At 37.0% G+C, this 19,753-nt stretch carries 19 protein-coding genes; 8 read left to right on the plus strand and 11 right to left on the minus strand.

Translation table 11 applies throughout. From position 1 onward, the window contains the following. Position 1: 1 nt before the first annotated feature. The 7 genes from recN to pcp all read left to right on the plus strand — a co-directional run bounded on the left by recN (position 2) and on the right by pcp (position 7,094). The gene (gene recN, locus EO122_RS02590; RefSeq protein ID WP_127009248.1) at positions 2–1,675 is read left to right on the plus strand and encodes a DNA repair protein RecN; all 1,674 of its coding nucleotides are present in this window, start codon (positions 2–4) and stop codon (positions 1,673–1,675) included. Between the two features lie 14 nt (positions 1,676–1,689). Next, complete coding sequence (gene dapB, locus EO122_RS02595) at positions 1,690–2,484, plus strand: 4-hydroxy-tetrahydrodipicolinate reductase (protein WP_127009249.1); 795 nt, start codon at positions 1,690–1,692, stop codon at positions 2,482–2,484. A 185-nt stretch (positions 2,485–2,669) separates the two neighbouring features. Further along, on the plus strand, positions 2,670–3,701 hold the full coding sequence (locus EO122_RS02600; protein ID WP_127009250.1) for an aspartate-semialdehyde dehydrogenase: 1,032 nt from the start codon (positions 2,670–2,672) through the stop codon (positions 3,699–3,701). A 23-nt stretch (positions 3,702–3,724) separates the two neighbouring features. After that, positions 3,725–4,609, plus strand: a complete 885-nt coding sequence (dapA, locus tag EO122_RS02605) for a 4-hydroxy-tetrahydrodipicolinate synthase (protein ID WP_127009251.1) — start codon at positions 3,725–3,727, stop codon at positions 4,607–4,609. A 196-nt stretch (positions 4,610–4,805) separates the two neighbouring features. Next, the gene (locus EO122_RS02610) at positions 4,806–5,480 is read left to right on the plus strand and encodes a DUF969 domain-containing protein (RefSeq protein ID WP_127009252.1); all 675 of its coding nucleotides are present in this window, start codon (positions 4,806–4,808) and stop codon (positions 5,478–5,480) included. Positions 5,481–5,494: 14 nt separating this feature from the next. Next, positions 5,495–6,424 (plus strand): DUF979 domain-containing protein, encoded by a 930-nt coding sequence (locus EO122_RS02615; protein WP_127009253.1) that lies wholly within the window; start codon positions 5,495–5,497, stop codon positions 6,422–6,424. A gap of 16 nt (positions 6,425–6,440) precedes the next feature. Next, on the plus strand, positions 6,441–7,094 hold the full coding sequence (gene pcp / locus EO122_RS02620; RefSeq protein ID WP_127009254.1) for a pyroglutamyl-peptidase I: 654 nt from the start codon (positions 6,441–6,443) through the stop codon (positions 7,092–7,094). A gap of 88 nt (positions 7,095–7,182) precedes the next feature. Here the strand turns inward: pcp and lexA are convergent, their stop codons facing one another. After that, positions 7,183–7,863 (minus strand): transcriptional repressor LexA, encoded by a 681-nt coding sequence (lexA, locus tag EO122_RS02625; protein ID WP_126937232.1) that lies wholly within the window; start codon positions 7,861–7,863, stop codon positions 7,183–7,185. Between the two features lie 196 nt (positions 7,864–8,059). Between lexA and EO122_RS02630 the strand changes: the two genes are divergently transcribed. Then, positions 8,060–8,377 carry a LysM peptidoglycan-binding domain-containing protein gene (locus tag EO122_RS02630; protein ID WP_164725933.1) on the plus strand — a complete coding sequence of 106 codons (318 nt, stop codon included), beginning with the start codon at positions 8,060–8,062 and terminating at the stop codon, positions 8,375–8,377. A gap of 227 nt (positions 8,378–8,604) precedes the next feature. Here the strand turns inward: EO122_RS02630 and EO122_RS02635 are convergent, their stop codons facing one another. From EO122_RS02635 to hrcA, 10 genes are all read right to left on the minus strand, one after another. After that, positions 8,605–9,600: a site-specific integrase gene (locus EO122_RS02635; protein ID WP_127009256.1), complete on the minus strand. Its 996-nt coding sequence runs from the start codon at positions 9,598–9,600 to the stop codon at positions 8,605–8,607. A gap of 132 nt (positions 9,601–9,732) precedes the next feature. Then, the gene (pepD, locus tag EO122_RS02640; RefSeq protein WP_127009257.1) at positions 9,733–11,244 is read right to left on the minus strand and encodes a beta-Ala-His dipeptidase; all 1,512 of its coding nucleotides are present in this window, start codon (positions 11,242–11,244) and stop codon (positions 9,733–9,735) included. A 16-nt stretch (positions 11,245–11,260) separates the two neighbouring features. Further along, complete coding sequence (locus EO122_RS02645; protein WP_127009258.1) at positions 11,261–11,611, minus strand: histidine triad nucleotide-binding protein; 351 nt, start codon at positions 11,609–11,611, stop codon at positions 11,261–11,263. Positions 11,612–11,780: 169 nt separating this feature from the next. After that, on the minus strand, positions 11,781–13,082 hold the full coding sequence (gene mtaB, locus EO122_RS02650) for a tRNA (N(6)-L-threonylcarbamoyladenosine(37)-C(2))-methylthiotransferase MtaB (RefSeq protein ID WP_127009259.1): 1,302 nt from the start codon (positions 13,080–13,082) through the stop codon (positions 11,781–11,783). Between the two features lie 7 nt (positions 13,083–13,089). Next, positions 13,090–13,830 carry a 16S rRNA (uracil(1498)-N(3))-methyltransferase gene (locus tag EO122_RS02655; protein ID WP_127009260.1) on the minus strand — a complete coding sequence of 247 codons (741 nt, stop codon included), beginning with the start codon at positions 13,828–13,830 and terminating at the stop codon, positions 13,090–13,092. 12 nt (positions 13,831–13,842) lie between these two features. After that, complete coding sequence (locus tag EO122_RS02660) at positions 13,843–14,724, minus strand: 50S ribosomal protein L11 methyltransferase (protein WP_127009261.1); 882 nt, start codon at positions 14,722–14,724, stop codon at positions 13,843–13,845. 24 nt (positions 14,725–14,748) lie between these two features. Then, entirely contained in the window at positions 14,749–15,936 is a 1,188-nt protein-coding gene (gene dnaJ / locus EO122_RS02665; protein ID WP_127009262.1) for a molecular chaperone DnaJ, read from the minus strand. Positions 15,937–15,954: 18 nt separating this feature from the next. Then, positions 15,955–17,781, minus strand: a complete 1,827-nt coding sequence (gene dnaK / locus EO122_RS02670; RefSeq protein ID WP_127009263.1) for a molecular chaperone DnaK — start codon at positions 17,779–17,781, stop codon at positions 15,955–15,957. A 50-nt stretch (positions 17,782–17,831) separates the two neighbouring features. After that, complete coding sequence (grpE, locus tag EO122_RS02675) at positions 17,832–18,335, minus strand: nucleotide exchange factor GrpE (RefSeq protein ID WP_062402738.1); 504 nt, start codon at positions 18,333–18,335, stop codon at positions 17,832–17,834. 11 nt (positions 18,336–18,346) lie between these two features. Continuing rightward, a complete protein-coding gene (gene hrcA / locus EO122_RS02680; RefSeq protein WP_127009264.1) occupies positions 18,347–19,360 on the minus strand; it encodes a heat-inducible transcriptional repressor HrcA in 1,014 nt (337 codons plus the stop codon). Positions 19,361–19,753 lie beyond the last annotated feature (393 nt).

Here is a 19,753-nt window from a genome sequence, read left to right on the forward strand (position 1 = left end):
TATGTTATTGCGGATGGGGATTAAGAATTTTGCCCTCATTGAGCACATGCACTTGGAGTTTAAAAAAGGGATCACTATTTTTACTGGTGAAACAGGGTCGGGTAAATCCATCCTAATGGATGCCTTTTCTATCTTATTAGGAGAGCGTGCTAGTAGTGATTTTATACGCCATGAAAAAGAATCCTTTTTAATTGAAGGTGTCTTTGATATCTCGGATGATACACAACTGCAAGATGTATTAGCTTCTAAAAATATAGTATTAGAAGATGATCTGTTGATTTTATCACGTACCTTCAATCGAAATGGGAAGTCTATCATTTTGGCGAATGATCAAGTCATTCCATTAAAGGCTTTGCGGGAAATCGGCATATATTTGGCAGATATTCACGGACAATATAATAATCAACAATTGTTGTTGCCTGATACGCATCATGTATATTTAGACTCTTACAATAGGGAAGCTGTAACAACCTATGATTCTTACGTAAAGGATTATGAGGCATATGCTTCTGCGAAACGAACCTTAGAAAAGCTGAGAAACGACTCTGCTCAACGAGCTAGGGAATTAGATATGTTACGCTTTCAAATTGATGAAATTGAAGAAGCCCAATTACAAATCAATGAAGATATTTCTGTATCCGAAGAACTGGAACGATTAGATAACTTTGAGCATTTACAATCTACAATTTCTAGTTGTTATGATGGGATCTATGGTGGCAGAAATCCTATCATAGATGGATTGAATACAGTTATGAGTGAAGTATCTGATTTAACTAAATATGATAAAGATATGGAGGGCATTGCAGAATTATTGCGTTCTGCTTACTATCAATTAGAAGAGGCAGGCCAAGCTTTGGACCGCTATCGAGACTCCATCAATTATGATGAAGAACGTTACTTCTATCTTCAAGAGCGTGATACATTAATTTATAACTTGAAACGTAAATATGGAGAAAGTATAGAAGAGATTCTTAGCTATGAAGAGAAGGCTCAATTGCGTTTAGAAGAACTAGAATCTTACCAAGATGAGGAATCATCCCTTGTACAGAATCTAGAAACTTTAGAGAAAGCGGCCATAGAATCATTGCATGCATTGACTACAGTGCGTAAAAATAATCACAAAGAAATAACGGATGCTTTGCAAACAAGCCTAGCTAAATTAGGAATGGAAAAAGCAAAGCTAGAGTTCGCTATAGAAGGAACTGATACATTAACACCGCTGGGTGCTAGTCGTATTGAATTATTATTTTCTGCCAATACAGGAGAAGCTTTGTTACCTCTTCACAAAGTAGCCTCTGGGGGGGAATTAGCTCGTATAGCACTGGCATTTAAGTCAGTCTTCAATATGGCTACGAATAAAACATTAGTATTTGATGAAATTGATGTAGGCATTAGTGGTGATGTGGCATTACAAGTAGCAAAACAAATCTTACAGTTGAGTACAGATAATCAAGTGTTCTGTATTACTCATTTGCCACAAACGGCTAGTGTTGCAAAACAACATTATCATCTTCAAAAAGAAGAGCAAGAGGGGCGTACTATTTCTAAAGTATCTATACTTTCAGAAGAAGAACATGTTATGCAAATAGCAAATATGATGTCAGGTCAATCTTTCTCAGAGACAGCACTGCAAACAGCTAGAGAAATGATTACATATTTTCAAGATGAACAATGATATAGGAGAATAATATGCGTGTTTTAGTGAATGGAGCAGCAGGAAAAATGGGACGTGAAGTCCTAAAGGCTGTTCATAATGATGTAGAGTTAACATTAGTTGGTGGAGTAGATCCTACACATGGTGGTAAAGATGTTAGTGAATTTATAGGATCTCAACCTTTACATATCAAACTGTATTCTTCTTTACAAGAAGGTATTGACGCAACAAAACCGGATGTGATCGTAGATTTTACTACACCAGCAATCATCTTTGAAAATGCCAAAACAATGTTATCCCAAGGTATTCATGTTGTGATTGGTACAACTGGCCTAAGTGCTGAACAGAGAGCAGAACTTGATAGTATTGGTAAAGCTAAAGCTGCAAATTGTTTGGTAGCTCCTAACTTTTCACTAGGTGCTGTTATGATGATGAAAACAGCGGCTGAATTGGCACCTTATTTTCCAGATGTAGAGATTATCGAATTACATCATAACCATAAATATGATGCACCTTCTGGTACAGCAGTGTTAACAGCAAAATTAATCAATGATGCTAAAACGAAAGCAAATGTAAAGTCTTCCGAAGATTTAACACGTGAAAGTTTACCTGGTGCTCGTGGTGCAAAAGTTGATGATGTGACTATACATAGCGTACGATTACCAGGTTATGTAGCACATCAAGAAGTTATTTTTGGTGGCTATGATGAAACATTAATAATCCGTCATGATTCATTAAGTCGCTTATCTTTTATGCCAGGTGTTGTACTGGCATGTAAAAAAATTAAAAATTATCCAGGATTAACATACGGATTAGAACATTATTTATAAAAGTTAGAACTATAGAGACATATATATGATTGGCTTATGATAGATAGTATTATGAATTATTTCATGTATGTTGATAGAAAAAGGCTAGTCTAAGTCACAATTCTATATTCTATATAATTCTTGCTAAACCTATGCTTAAATAGTATAATACTTAGTAATTATATGATTAATGTTAGGAGATATATATGAAAAAACCTCATCTTGCTATATTAGGTGCTACTGGAGCAGTAGGCCAAGAATTTATCACTTTGATAGAAGAACGTAACTTTCCTTATGAAAGCCTAAAATTATTAGCCTCTTCTCGTTCTGCAGGAACAGTATTGACTGTGAATGGTACAGACTATGTTGTGGAAGAAGCCAAACCAGAATCATTTGATGGTGTAGATATCGCCCTATTTGCTGGTGGATCTATTTCTAAAACATTAGCACCAGAAGCAGCAAAGCGTGGTGCCATTGTAATTGATAACTCCAGTGCATTCCGTATGGATCCAGAGGTACCTTTAGTAGTGCCAGAAGTTAACCCAGAAGATATTGATACACATAAAGGCATCATTGCCAATCCAAATTGTTCTACTATCATCATGGCATTAGGTTTGAAACCGTTGCATGACTTATCTCCTATTAAGCGTGTCATTGTAAGTACTTATCAAGCAGTATCTGGTGCTGGTAAAGAAGGTATCGAAGAACTTGATTCCCAAGTTGCGCAGCATGTAGCTGGCGAAGAAATGAAAGCTAATTTACTACCTACAGGTTCTATGGATAAGCATTATCCAATCGCATTCAATTTAATTCCTCAAATCGATGTATTCCTAGATAATGACTACTCCAAAGAGGAGATGAAGATGGTATTGGAAACACAAAAGATTCTTCATGATGATACAATTGCTGTTGTACCGACTACAGTTCGTGTACCAGTATATCGTTCTCATTCTGAATCTGTACTTGTGGAAACGGAATCTCCAGTATCTGTTGAAGATTTTAAAGCGGCATGTCATGCATTCCCTGGATTACGTGTTAATGATAATCCACAAGCACAAGAGTATCCTATGCCTTTATACACATCTAATCAAAATGATTGTGAAATTGGTCGAATTCGTAAAGATCTATTTAATGATAAAGGCATGAATTTCTGGATTGTGGGAGATCAAATCCGTAAGGGTGCTGCCTTAAATGCATTGCAAATTGCTGAATATTTAGTAGAACATCAATCTTTTTAATTATTTACATTGGGGGTGCAGTGATGACAACATTTGGTAATGTCTTAACAGCAATGATCACTCCTTTTACTGACGATGGACATGTGAACTTTAATGAAGCACTGTGTATAGCAGGTTATTTATTAGATCATGGTTCCGATGGACTCATCGTATGCGGTACTACAGGTGAAGGTCCTAATATTGAGGACAGAGATAAATTAGAACTTTTTACGTTGATTGCTAAAGAGTATGGTCATAGAGCTACTATTATTGCTAATACAGGAAGTAATTCTACAAAAAAATCAGTTGCTTTAACTCGTGCCGCTACTCATACAGGCGTAGATGCAGTCATGGCAGTCGTTCCATACTATAATAAACCAAATCAAGAGGGATGTTATTTGCATTTTAAAGAGATTGCAAATAATACAGATCTTCCAGTTATGTTATATAATGTACCTGGCCGTACAGGTGGTCGTATTGAACCTAAGACAGTGGCACGATTAGTCGAATCTTGTCCAACTATTGTTTCTATAAAAGAAGCCTCTGGGGATATACAGATTACGCAACAAATTCGGGAATTGATTCCTTCCAAAGATTTTATGATTTATTCTGGTGATGATGCCTTGACGTTAAATGTAATCCAACATGGAGGTGAAGGTGTTGTTTCTGTATCCTCTCATATCGTTGGGGATGAAATGCAACGAATGATAACCTTGTTTAAGAATGGGAATATCAAAGAGGCGAGAGATATTGAGCTCTCTCTAGTTCCTATCTTGAAGGCTATGTTTATTACTACAAATCCTATTCCTGTAAAATATGCGATGAAACAACTTGGGTTTGCGACAGGTCCATTATTACTACCTTTATGTAACCCATCGCCTGAAGAAGCAGATATTATCAATTTGGCAATACAACCATATATGAAGTAAGTTAAAGATAGTAGATGCAATGTTATCTACTATCTTTTTTACAAATATATTGTACATAATTATAATAAGTTCTATGATATTTTTAATATGGTATTATATGTATAAATTTGTATAAGTATATTAATTTGTAGGTTGTATTATTTTTAAAATAACATATAATAAAGATATGTTGTATTCCTATGGAAGGAGGATATTTATGCTAGTATTATCTGGTATTGTAGTGATGATTTTAGGCTTAGCCTTTCGATTTAATGCACTCTTAGTTATCTTGGTAGCAGGCATTATCACAGGCTTAGCTGGAGGCATTGGTGTACGTGATACGATTGCAGCCATTGGTAAAGCTTTCGTAACAAACCGTTACATGTCCTTATTTATATTAATTTTACCTGTAGTAGGTATTATGGAGCGTCATGGATTGCGTGAACGTGCAGAATATTTAATAGGTAAAATCAATGCGGCAACAGCAGGCCGTATTTGTATGCTCTATATGTTGATCCGTCAAATTACAGTTGCTTTAGGAATTACATTGGCGGGTATGCCTGCGTTTGTACGACCTTTAATTGCTCCTATGGCAGAAGCAGCTGCTTTACATGGTAAAGAAGCACCTCAAGAAGTATTAGATGAAATACGTGCTATGGCAGCATCTTCTGATAATATTGGTAACTTTTTTGGACAAAATATGTTTATTGCTGCAGGTGGACTTCTATTAATTAAAGGTGTTATGGACCAAGCTGGTATACCAGTAGAGTTAGGGGATATGGTGATATATTCTATTCCTACTGCTATTGTTGCCTATATTTTTGCAACGATTCGATATATTTTATTCGATAATAGAGTGAAAGCTTTATTAGCGAAACATTCTGCGCATTAATAGGAGGTACAATAATGGAATTATTTGGCTTACCTGCATTGGAATTAATATATATTTTAACAGGTATTATTTTAATTATCGTTTCAGTATTATCTTTTATGGATACAACTAATTCTAAGCGATTTGGGACAGGATTATTTTGGCTAATCTACGGCATAAGTTTTATTTTTGGTAAATATATCCCGGATGAAATTAATGGATGGATGGTTATCGCCTTAGCTGTTATTGTAGCTACAAAACAGTTAGGTAAAGGTACCTATAACGAATCTTCTATGGAGATGAAACAGTCTGAATCTAAACGGATTGGTAATGCTATATTTGTACCAGCTTTATTAGTTGGTGTTGTCACATTTATCATTGGTATCTTTACTAAATTAGGTGCTTTAGTAGGGTTAGGCATTGCAGCAATCGTAGCGTTATTATTAGCATTTGGATTGACGCGCGTATCTATTCATCAAGGTTTTAATGAAGGCCGACGTTTAATTGATGCCATTGGTTGGACTGCGATCTTATCTCAATTATTAGCTGCATTGGGATACGTATTTGGGCTTGCTGGTGTAGGACAAGTTATTGCATCAGGTATTTCTAGTATTATTCCTGTTGACAATATATTTGCAGTAGTAGCAACATATTGTTTAGGCATGGCTATTTTTACCATTGTTATGGGTAACGCTTTTGCTGCTTTCGCTATGATGACTACAGGTATTGGGATTCCTATGCTAATTCAAATGCATGGGGCAAATCCTGCCTATATTGGACCTATTGCCATGTTAGCAGGATATTGTGGTACATTAGTAACACCAATGGCGGCAAACTTTAATATTGTTCCTACTGCATTATTAGAAATGAAAGATCAATATGGTGTTATTAAAGCACAATGGCCAGTTGCTATGGCATTATTAGTAGTCAATATTTTAATTATGTATTATTTAGTAATTTCGTAAATAGAGGAGCCATACCATGAAAACAATATTAGTTACAGGATTTGACCCATTTGGAGGCGAGCCTATTAACCCTGCTTGGGAAGCAGTAAAAGAGCTAAATGGATATGAAAGTAATGGATATACAGTAGTCACTAAAATGATTCCTACTGTGCGTTATGATAGTGTTAATACTGTTCGTGAAGCCATTCAAGAATATAACCCTGAAGCAATACTACTAGTAGGGCAAGCTGGCGGACGACCAGATATTACTGTAGAACGTGTTGCTATCAATGTAGATGATTTTCGCATTCCTGATAATAAAGGAAATCAACCAAAAGATGAGATTATTGTAGAAGGTGGTAATCCAGCCTATTTTGCTACATTACCTATTAAACATATGGTAAGTGGATTACAACATGCAGGGATTCCAGCTAGTATTTCAAATACAGCCGGTACTTTTGTATGTAATCACATCTTTTATGGTGTAGCTCATGAAGTACATGACAAAGGCATTCGCTGTGGTTTTGTACACATTCCATATTTACCATCACAGGTAGTCACTAAGCCTGGACAACCTAGTATGTCAAAAGAAGTTGTAATTCAAGGTTTACAATGCATGGTTGATACTATTGCAACAGGTAAAGAGTATGAAGTAGTATTGCCAAAAGATTATGTAAAACCACATGATTAACTAGTAATACGAAAAAAAGCAGTCCCTATTTAGTGGGACTGCTTTTTTTGTTTTTGATTTATTATAATATCTATAGTATTTAAATGCATTAAATATGATCTCGAATAAGGCCAATTACTCGTCCTTCAATAACGCAATTTCGTGTAATGATAGGTTCAAAATCCTCATTTTCAGGCATTAAACGAATATGATCAGATTCTTTGTAAAAGCGTTTTACAGTTGCTTCATCATCTATGCGAGCAACAACAATATCACCATTATTAGCAGTAGATTGATTTCTAACTATCAATAAATCGCCTTCATACATGCCTATATCACGCATGGATTCGCCACGAACTCGTAATAAGAAACATTCGGAACTGCCAAGTAGAGCAGTAGGCAATACAAATTCGTCTTCTCGATTTTCAATAGCCGTTACAGGAAGCCCGGCTTGTACAGTACCAATTAGTGGAACACGACGTAAACCGGCTTCTAAAAAGTTAAATTCTGCACTTGATGTAACCTCATTAGTTTCTTGGTCGACCTCTAACTGGGGAACTTCAGGCATATTTACAACTGTAATAGATCTATTTTTATTTGCATCTCTAGTAATATATCCAAATTTTTCCAGTGTATTTAGGTGACTTTGTACGGTAGAAGTAGAGCTCAATCCTACATGATCACCAATTTCACGAACACTTGGACAACGATAGCGTTGTTGTAAGCTTTCAATAATAAAATCTAAAATTCTTTGTTGTTTGCTATTTATATCAGTAGCGGGACGTCTCAAAGGAAAAACCTCACATTCTAATCGATTATTCGTACTTGTAATATAATTCTATTATAAAATCAATAGTTATAATTGTCAAATATGCGTTCGAGAAATTATACTTGACCGAACATTTGTGTGTGTGCTACAATATGACTATAAACAAACAGATGTACTATATTTTATGTTCGATTAAAGTATGAGAGAGGTTATATATATGAAACAACTAGTATCTATGTTAGCAATTGTAGTAATGATTTTTGTAGGGAATTCTATTATATCTAAAACTACCATGGAGTTAGATACAAAAAATATACAAACAGTACAAGTTAATGCTGGTGATAGTTTATGGACTATTTCTAAAAAAGTATTAGCCGATACAGAAGACATTGATATTCGTGATTTTATTGAAACAGTAGAAGATTTAAATCACTTAGAAAATCGAAAAACATTACGCCCTGGTGAAACATTAAAAGTTCCTACGTTAAGAGAAAGAAATATGTTCGGTTTTATAACTGCTTGGGCAAATAACTAACCAATACTATATATATGTTCGAAATATTAGGCAAAGAAACATATTGAATGATAGAATAAAAGACTGCATATCTTATGTCAAAATCATAGGGATATGCAGTCTTTTTTATACTTATTATTATATTTTGGAACAAAAAATAGTATGTTTAGTATATGTAAGAATTAATATGGTTTACTTTTTTATAGAGTTCTAGTATATATCGTATAACCTTATGATATATATTGGTTCTAGTTACGATTGAATATAGACGAAATAGGGTTATCCACGAATTTATTGGCTTCATTAATATAGCGTCGAACCATATTGACACTATGGTGTCGTGTTTGTTTCATGATATTACGTTCTTCTACGCCATAATGAGCTGCTGTAGTAGCAAAACCATGACGTAAACTATGAGCCCCGTATAAGGATGGATCTTCACCAATGGCTGCCATATAGTATTTTACAATCTCTGCAATACTTTTATCACTGATTGCTGTTTTGCGTACGCTCATACTTTTTTTAAATCCCCGAAAAATAGGACCTGTTGTAATAGGAACAAAACGTAACCATGCTTTTACGGCTCTTACGGCGCATAATGCTTCATTATCTATATAAGGTATTGCTACAATGGCACCTTGGCCTTCTTGGTCAGCTTTGGAATTAGATACGAATATTTCTAACCCCTGTGGCAAAAACTTTAAAGATTCTACAGTTAATGCCGATAATTCGCTACGTCGAAAGGCTCCCATAAAACCTAATAACAAAATAGCTTTATCACGTAGCTTTTGTATAGGTGCTATATCGGCAGTTTCCATATAGTCTATGATATCCATAAGATCATCTAGTAGTACAGGTGTTTTACCTTGTTGGTAAGTACCTAAGGACCGACGTATACCTCGCATAGCTTGTTTAACGATAGGAGCGCTACAAGGGTTACTTTCAATACCAGAAGCATTAAAATTTTCTGATAAAGCGCTGATACGACGTGATATGGTATTAGCTTTAGCGTAATCAGCTAAATCATTAATATAATTGACAATAATTTCTGGTGAACTAGGAAAAAAGGATTCCTGTTTATGTTGACACCAATCCACAAAATCCATCCAATCAGATTCGTAGGCATCTACTGTATTTTCTGCCTTAGATAATAGAATACTAGTCTTAGCCTTGTCACTCAGCTTAGAGTTGTTCATGATCTCTTTATAATTACGTAAATAGAAGTGTGTATTAGATTGACTCATAAAGGCCTCAAATGTGCTATATAGAGCTGTTAGTACCTATATAGCTATTTTAAACTAAAAAATTACTTCCGATAATATATCGTTATCGGAAGTAATTATATCATAGGCCAAAACAAATGGCAAATATGTTGTTTATAAGGTTTTTAAGAACTCTTTCAATACATTCCAAGTAGTAACAAAACTTTCTAATTCCATACGTTCTGTAGGTGCATGTAAGTCATGAATATTTGGCCCAATATTAATCGCATCTACAGGTCCTTGTAAATTATCTAACATGTAGCCAACTTCAAGACCTGCATGGATCACATTGAACTGTAAGTCTTTAGCGCCTGTCACAGATTCATATGCCTTTTGATAGGCTTGTTGTAATGAACTATTAAATGTTGGTAGCCAGCCTGGATAAGGGCTTTCAAGTGTCGTCGTAGCACCATGAGTTTCTGCCAATTGCGCTAACCCTTTGTAATGAGTTTCTAGATTCTTCGTATCTGTACTGCGTACTTGCATTTTAAGGTATATAGCACAATCTGCCATACCTAAAATACCAATATTATTAGAGAACCAAACTTCATTAGGGTTTTCAGGAGCATGCTGTAATACGCCTTGTTCAATGCCTTGAATAAGGGCACACAGCTTTTGTACAGTGTCACTACTAAAAGCACGTTCCATGGTGATGGCTTCTAAATCTAATTCCACTAAATCTTCACGATCTACTTTAGGGACAACAGATAAAGATATTGTCATATTTTCACCAGCTGATGCATAGTATGCATTCCACTTGTCTTGCTCTTCTTGTAAGAGAACTTGCACATATGGTACATCTTGTAAATGTAGATACACATCCGCATAGGCACGCAATGGAATCGCATTAGGCGCACTGCCACCGCTTACTTCTGTGACACGAATGTTATGTTCCCCTGTGATTCGTTCTAATACCTTAGACAGAATGTAAATAGCATTACCTCGCCCTAAATGGATATCACAACCAGAGTGACCACCTTTCAAACCTTCAATGGTAATTCTGCGCTTTGTCATTTCATTATTCACAGATACGGGAACAATCGGTAATGTCACCGTAGATCCATGGCCGCCAGCACTGCCGATGGTCACTTCATTCATAGACTCTCCATCCATATTGATGAGACGTTTCCCACTTAAATGGCTATAATCAAGGGTTTTCACACCTTTGAAAGTAGTTTCTTCTTCTACAGTGAATACTACCTCTAACGGAGGATGTGGAATCATTGTAGATGCTAAAATAGCCATGCCATAGGCTACTGCAAAGCCATCATCTGCCCCTAACGTAGTTCCATTGGCATGTAAGATACCATCCTCTACATGCAAAGCAATAGGTCTGTTAATAAAGTCATGCTCCACAGACTCTAGTTTCGTGCAAACCATGTCCATATGACCTTGCAGTATTACCGGATCATGAGACTCATAGCCTGCTGTGCCTGCTTTTTTAATGATTAGATTGTACTGTTCATCTTGGAACACATCTAAGCCTAAGTTTAGAGCCCAGTCTTTAATATAATTGGAAATAGCTTGTTCATGCCCAGATTTTCTAGGGATATTAGCAATTTCTTGAAAGTAATGTAGAATATTATCCACATTATATTGATTCATTATAGTTTGATTGATTGACACTCTGTTGCCTCCTAGATTAGTCGATATTTGGCCAACCTAATTCTTTACCGCCTAATAAATGAGCATGTAAATGGAATACAGTTTGACCTGCTTTGGCGCCAGTATTTAATGTTAAGCGATATCCATCAGCGGCAAGACCTAATTCTTTTGCTACCAATTTAGCAAATGGCAAGATACCTTCCACATAGGCTTCATTGTTTTCGTTTAAATGAGCAATATTAGATACATGGTTTTTAGGAATGATTAAGACATGAACTGGTGCTACAGGAGCAATATCATGGAATGCTAAGAATTTATCATTTTCTAATACAACATTAGCCGGAATTTCTTTATTAATAATTTTACAAAATAGGCAATCTTCTTTCATGGGAGTCCCCTTTCTAATCTACTGTATGATACTTACATACTATGATATTAACTATATCAAAAATATTCTATATAGTCTATTATTTATTTCTTAAAATACAATCAATTCACCATTAAATATCTTCAAAAAATTCTATCCATTAGATGATGAACCTCGTAAAAAATTAACTCTAAATCTCCACTAGCACCACATCACTATGTACTTCTGTCACTGTACCGCTTACAATATCTCCTACATTGAATTGGTACTCTTGTTTAGGTATTTTACTATGAACATATTCATTAGTTAGTCCATAATAGTAAAAGTCATCGCTTTGTTCGATGAGAACCTTCACTGGTTGGTTAAGGAAACGGTTGGCATAGGCTTTAAAACCTTCCTTGCCAAGTTGATTTAACAAAGCTACCCGTGTTTTTTTCACGGCTTCTGGCACTTGGTCTTCCATCTTAGCAGCTGGCGTGCCTTCTCGAATGGAATATGGGAAAGCGTGGATGTGCGTAAAACCAACTTCTTTCACTGTACGCATGGTTTCCTCAAATAATTCGTCTGTTTCACCTGGGAATCCAGCGATAATATCTGTTGTAATAGATAAGTTCGGGATCCGACTACGCAAATACTTCACTAAATCTTTGTATTGTTGCAAATTATAGTGACGGTTCATAGCTTTCAACACAGGATCTGAACCAGCTTGTAAAGGAAGATGTAAATTAGGGCATACACGAGGGTTCGTTGCCATTAACTCGATTAATTCTTCCGATACTTCTACAGATTCAATAGAACCAAAGCGAATGCGTTCTAAGCCATCAATGGTCAATAATTCACGCACAACACGGCCTAAGGTTGGTTGCTCAGGTAGTTCAATACCATAGTTACCGAGATGTATCCCTGTGAGTACTACTTCTTTATATCCATAGGCAACAAGACGTTTTGCTTCTTCCACAATGTCTTCAATTTTTCTAGACTTTAATTTTCCTCGTGTATAAGGAATGATACAGAAGGAGCAGAAATTATTACATCCTTCTTGTATCTTCATGAAAGCCCGACATTTTTCGATTTCATTGCCAAATAAAGGCATTTCTTCAAAGGTAGACTCTTCCATCACATTACGAACGATGGAAATCTGTTCTTCTGTAGATGGAATATTTTCTACTAATTCTACAATTTTATTTCGATTTGCCGTACCGATGACAAGGTTGACCCCATCGATAGCAGAAATCACTTCTGGCGCCAATTGAGCATAACATCCTGTTACCACGATGAACGCTTCTGGGTTACGGCGTTTTGCTTGTCGAATTAATTGGCGTGATTTTTTCTCACCCATGTTCGTTACAGAACAAGTATTAATCACATAAATAGAGGCTTCTTCATCGAAGCCAACAGGTGTATATCCTGCTTTTATAAATAAACCTTTCATGGCATCAGTATCATATTGATTGACACGACACCCTAATGTAGTAAATGCTACTGTCTTCATGAGACTCCTAATCTAGTAATTCATATTGAATCATACTCACAGCACTTAATGCCGCTGTTTCAGCTCGTAATATAGTGGAGCCTAGGCTAACCTTATGGCCTCCACAGGATTCCAATAGGTCCATTTCAGTAGGACTATAACCACCTTCAGGACCAATGCAAATGGCTATGGTATGGTATGAATTAGTATGTAACTGTGTTTGTAAAATATCTTTGATTGTCTTGTCATCTTCTCGTTCGTAGGCACCTAACAAGAGAACTCCCTCATCAGATTGTAAGGTTTGCAGTACCTCTGAAAGTGACTGTTCCACTGTTAATGTAGGTACATCGGGACGTCCACATTGTTGGCTAGCCTCTATGATAATTTTTTCCCATCTACTTTTTTTGGCGTTTAATTTTTTAGCATCATATTTAGCTACACAATGGACCGAAGATACACCGTAGATATGATGAACATTTAATTCCGTAGCCTTTTGCAATAAAAACTCGAACTTATCGCCTTTCAAAAAGGATTGAATTAACACTACTTTCGTAGCTGATGTAGACACGTCAATGGTACGTAATCGTTTCGCCATATATATGTCTGATTCCTCAGATATTAGCACAAATTCACCTGTATGCCCTTCATGATTGCTCACAATAAAAGGTTCCTCTTTAGAATGGCGCAATACATGAAAGAGGTGATGTGCTGTATCTGCAGGTAACTGAATACTTTCATCTATAATGCCATCAATAAATATTTTTTTCATATACTTCCTATCTTATGCCAAGGCAAAGGTATGCCAAGGGCCCTCTACCATTTCTTCCATAATAGTCCAGTGGTTAGTAATATACGGCATAATTTCATCATACCGATCGTCCACAATACCACTTATTATTAGTATACCATTATCGTGCAATTTTTCCCTAATCATAGGCAATAAAATTTTTAGAGGATCTACTGTTAAATTCGCTAGTATAAGATGAGCTTTACCGTGAAAGTCATCGCTTAAATTGCCATGAATGATGGTTGCCTCAATACCATTATTTTCACAGTTTTCCTTGGCCTGTATAGCTGCCTCTTCTTCTAGGTCGATGCCCACTAGGTTAGGTATCCCTAAATGATGGGCTGCTAGTAATAAAATACCTGTACCAGTACCAATATCTAGGCAAACCTGTTGGCTCAAATCTGTGGGAATACGGTGTATATATTTGCCTAATAAAGTGGCGCAGTTTCTAGTAGTTTCATGGTCTCCTGTGCCAAAAGAAAGCTTTGTATCCATGGTCATTACCACATCTTGTTCTGTAGCGAGTGGATCTGTAGAGGTATCATAGCTTTGCCAAGCGGGACAAATCACCAAGTCTGGTAACAATCTCGTAGGCATAATATATTGTTGCCAACTATGATACCATTGCTCATCGTCTACAGTTTTACTTACCATATCACTATAGGAAATATTAGCAACTTGTAATGCTGTTTCTATGATCTGTTTCCACTGCTCCTCATCTTTGTCTACGCCTAAATAGATGGTCACACGGCTTAAGTTGGGGTTATTTTCTATTGTTTCTTCTATATATCCATTACTCTCTATATCATTAAAAATGGCAGCCATTTCATCAATGACTGCCACTTCTACAGTAATGGATATTTCTATCCATTTCATAGATGACTCCTTACTTACCAAGGTTTAATCTTGGCAAAATAACTGTTTCACCTTATCACTTAAATTTTCTAATATGCTTTTGTTCACTTTCAAAGTATTTACATCTTCTTTGTTTTCTGCAGCAAACTCAACTAATAATTGACGTTGTTTATCTGTCAATTTTTTAGGTGTTTCCACAGTGACAACTACGTGTTGATCACCACGTTGGCTTGGTTGACGTAAATACGGAACACCTTGTCCTTTAATTCTGAAAGCAGTACCAGTTTGTGTACCTTCAGGGATTTTTAATTCTACTTTACCTTCTAAAGTAGGAACTTGTATAGTAGCACCTAGTGCAGCTTGTGAGAAAGAGATAGTTTGACGTAATACAACATCGTTGCCACTACGTTCAAATTCTTTATCACGAGACACAGAGATATACACATATAAATCGCCCTTAGGGCCACCTAATGTACCAGGCTCCCCTTCTCCGGATACACGAAGACGTGCACCATCATCGACACCAGCTGGTATTTTGATTTCAATATCACGGCGTTTAATAGCTTGTCCTTGTCCACGACATACTTTACAAGGTTTTTCAACAATTTTACCTTGTCCACCACATCGAGAACATGTGCGAACCGTTTGCATACGACCAAATGGTGTATTTTGAATAACAGCCTCTTGTCCGGAACCATGACAGTTTGGACATGTTTCTACTTTAGAACCAGGCTCACCACCTGTACCATGACAATGATCACACTCTTCATGGCGTTGTACATTAACTTTCATTGTCGTGCCAAACACAGCATCTCGGAATGAAATGCGTACATCTTGGCGTAAATCGGCACCGCGCTCTGGACCACGTTGACCTCGGCCACCACCGCCGCCGAACATGTCAAAGATATTACCAAAAATATCTTCAAATCCGCCACCACCGCCAAATCCACCAAAGCCACCGCCACCGAAGCCACCATTAAATCCACCAGCGGAGTTTCCTCCGCCAGCAGTAAAGGCATCATGACCGTATTGGTCATATTGTGCTTTTTTAGTGTCATCAGACAATACTTCATAGGCTTCATTCACTTCTTTAAAGTTCTTTTCTGCCTCTTCTGGATTGTCTCGATTTACATCTGGATGGTATTGACGTGCTTTCTTACGAAAGGCTTTCTTAATTTCATCTTGGGATGCATTTTTGTCGACGCCAAGGACGTCATAATAATCACGAGCCATTATCTATGTCCCTTCTTATTATTTTTTCTCTTCGTCAACTACTGTGTAGTCAGCGTCTACTACATTATCATCTTGTTTAGGAGCTTCTTGTCCACCTTGTTCGCCTTGAGCTTGCGCTTGTTCGTACATTTTAGAGGACAATTCGTATAAAGGAGCTGTCAATGCTTCGCTATCAGCTTTAATTTTTTCAATATCGCCAGACTCAATAGATGCTTTTAACGTTTCTGTCGCTTTTTTAACAGCTTCTAATTGTGCTGCATCAGCTTTACCTTCAAAGTCTTTCACTGCTTTTTCAGCTTGGTATACCAAGTTATCAGCATTGTTTTTCACTTCTACTTCTTCTTTTTTAGCTTTATCTTCAGCTGCATGTGTTTCAGCTTCTTTTACCATGCGGTCGATTTCTTCATCGCTTAAACCGGAAGATGATGTAATTGTGATTGCTTGCTCTTTACCAGTACCAAGATCTTTTGCTTTTACATTAACGATACCGTTAGCATCGATGTTGAATGTAACTTCGATTTTAGGTACTCCACGAGGAGCTGCTGGGATGCCGGACAATTCGAAACGGCCCAATGTTTTGTTAGCTGAAGCCATGTCGCGTTCCCCTTGCAATACATGGATATCAACGGAAGGTTGGTTATCTGCTGCTGTGGAGAATACTTGAGATTTAGATGTAGGGATTGTTGTGTTGCGGTCGATAATTCGAGTGAAGATACCACCCATAGTTTCGATACCTAAAGACAATGGAGTTACGTCAAGTAACAATACGTCTTTTACTTCACCTACTAATACACCACCTTGAATCGCAGCACCGATAGCTACACATTCGTCAGGGTTGATGTTTTTAGTTGGTTCTTTACCTAATTCGCGTTTGATCGCATCTTGTACTGCAGGAATACGAGTAGATCCGCCTACTAACAATACTTTGTCAATTTCAGAAGCAGATAAACCAGCATCTTTCATTGCTTTACGAGTAGGCTCGATAGTTGCTTCTACTAAGTCACGAGTTAATTCATCAAATTTAGCACGAGTTAAGGTTACGTCTAAATGTTTAGGGCCTGTTGCATCAGCTGTAATGAATGGCAAGTTGATTTGTGTGCTTGCTACGCCAGACAACTCAATTTTAGCTTTTTCAGCAGCTTCTTTTAAACGTTGATCAGCTAATTTATCGTTGGACAAATCAATACCAGTTTCTTTTTTAAATTCACTGATTAAATAATCCATAATGCGTTGGTCAAAGTCGTCACCACCTAAATGGTTGTTACCAGATGTTGCCAATACTTCAAATACGCCTTCACCTAATTCAAGGATGGATACGTCGAATGTACCACCACCAAGGTCGAATACAAGGATTTTACCGTCTTCACCTTTGTCTACACCATATGCTAACGCAGCTGCTGTAGGTTCGTTGATGATACGTAATACTTCTAAGCCTGCTACTGTACCAGCGTCTTTTGTTGCTTGACGTTGAGAGTCAGTGAAATATGCAGGAACAGTGATAACTGCTTGTTTTACAGGTTCCCCTAAATGAGCTTCAGCATCAGCTTTAATTTTTTGTAGAATCATAGCAGAGATTTCTTGTGGTGTATAGGATTTACCTTCTACATTCACTTTGTAATCTGTGCCCATATGACGTTTAATAGAAATGATTGTGTTTTCAGGGTTGGAAACCGCTTGACGTTTAGCCAATTGACCTACTAAACGTTCGCCATTTTTTGCAAAACCTACTACGGAAGGAGTCGTTCTAGCTCCCTCTTGGTTTGTAATAACAGTTGGTTCGCCGCCTTCCATTACTGCGAAACAAGAATTTGTTGTACCTAAGTCAATACCAATTACTTTTGCCATTTAACATGACCTCCTAATACTTCTTCTAATATGTTTATTATAATAATTAATTATCCGTTATGGACTACTTTCACCATGGCTGGACGTACCACGCGGCCTTCTACAGTATAGCCTGTTTGTAATACTTCACACACAGTGTCATCTTCCATATCTTCAGCTGGAACACGCATGATAGCTTGATGGAAATTTGGATCAAATGGTTGTCCCACAGCTTCAATGACTGCTAAACCTTGTTTTGATAGGCTTGCCATCAAGCTTTGTTGAATCATTACAAATCCTTCCATGAAAGCCTTCGTTTCTGGCGTTTCAGGTGCTGAAAGTGCTCTTTCAAAATTATCTAATACTGGGAGTAAATCTTCAATAACATGAGATTTAACAAATACCCCTAATTGTTCTTTTTCTTGGTTCGTACGACGTCTGAAGTTTTCAAAATCTGCTTGCAAACGCATGTATCGTTGCTCCCATTCTTTCGTAGGGTCTACTGCTTCAGGAGCTTCCTCTTCCAAAACTTCCACTTCAGGAGTGACTGTTTCTTCTTGTTTATTTTCTTCCATACTTCACCTCTTTACAGCTTCTTTTTCTGTTCTTGTAATTCTTCCATGCACTTATTAATATAGGCTAGGATGCCCATAATACGGCCATATTCCATTCGTGTAGGACCTACAATAGCGAGGGTACCTACTTGATGAGGAACATTGAAACTTGCTTGGATAACACTGATATCTTTCACCAGTTCGTTGGAGTGACCTATTTTTACATCGATAGGACTACTAGAGTTTGGCGTTAATAATTGGGTTAACTCATCTTGTTGTTCTAATAAGGCTAACAGTGGTTGGGCCCGTTTAATATCGTTAAACTCTGGTTGTTCTAATAAGGATGTAGTTCCTATTGTATAGAAGAGTTTTCGCTTAGCAATGGCTCGATATAATGTGTCACAAAAAACTACATACGTTGTATCTTGTAAATCTAAAGTTACCCGCATTTTGTCTAAGTTTTCTTGCGTGATATCCTGGATGGATACATCATGGAGCACACTATTAAAGCGATGTGCATGCATAGCTAAGTCTTCTGTATTAATAGGTTCTGTAAAATAGATTGGTTCATTATCCAAGGCGCCTGTATTCGTTACCACCACCATGACCGCTCGATGTTCATCAATAGGAAGAACATGAATATAGGTTATGGTAGATGAATCATGGGCGGGAGCTAAAAACATACTCACATTATGACTGATTCTAGAAATTAGCTTTGCTATCTCTACGAAGAAATCATCTAGTTCTTGTTGATGAGCCTGCCATAACTCTTGAATTACAGGAATATCTTCAGCTGCATCATCTTCAAATCCTTGTAAGGTATCTACATAGTATTGATAACCTTTAGCCGAAGGTATGCGACCCGCTGATGTATGAGGTTGTTCAAGAAAGCCAAGATCTTCTAAATCAGCCATCTCATTTCGTACCGTCGCAGGACTGATACCTAAATCATAATTCTTTGCGATTGTACGAGAACCAACAGGTTCGGCTGTTTTAATGTAATCTTGAATGATAGCACGCAGAATGCGTTCTTTCCTTTCATCCATAGTATCACCTCGTTATTATTAGCACTCACTAAGGTTGAGTGCTAACTACAAGATATATAGTATCACATTTACAACATATGTCAAGTGAAAAATTGGTGAAAGTTCAGTAAATACCGTATTAGTCAAAAAAACAAACTTTTTGATTGTTTGGTTTGGTGAGGTATGTCATAGTGTGATTTTAGCAAAGGGAAGAGCACGGCACATTCCTCCGCAAACTGATCCTACGGTAGGTTTGCTCCGGAACATGCCGTGTTCTTCTGGGTTCTCATCAATTAGTATATTAACTTGACATACCTCACCAACGCATCCACTCGGGTGGAAGTTTGGGCGCGAGCGTTGTATTGATCTTCTGGTAGTTCTTACATAGTTCGTTAAATCGGCATACTCAACCAA

This window comes from Veillonella sp. CHU110, from assembly GCF_003992255.1.
In the GTDB taxonomy this organism is placed as follows: Bacteria; Bacillota; Negativicutes; order Veillonellales; family Veillonellaceae; genus F0422.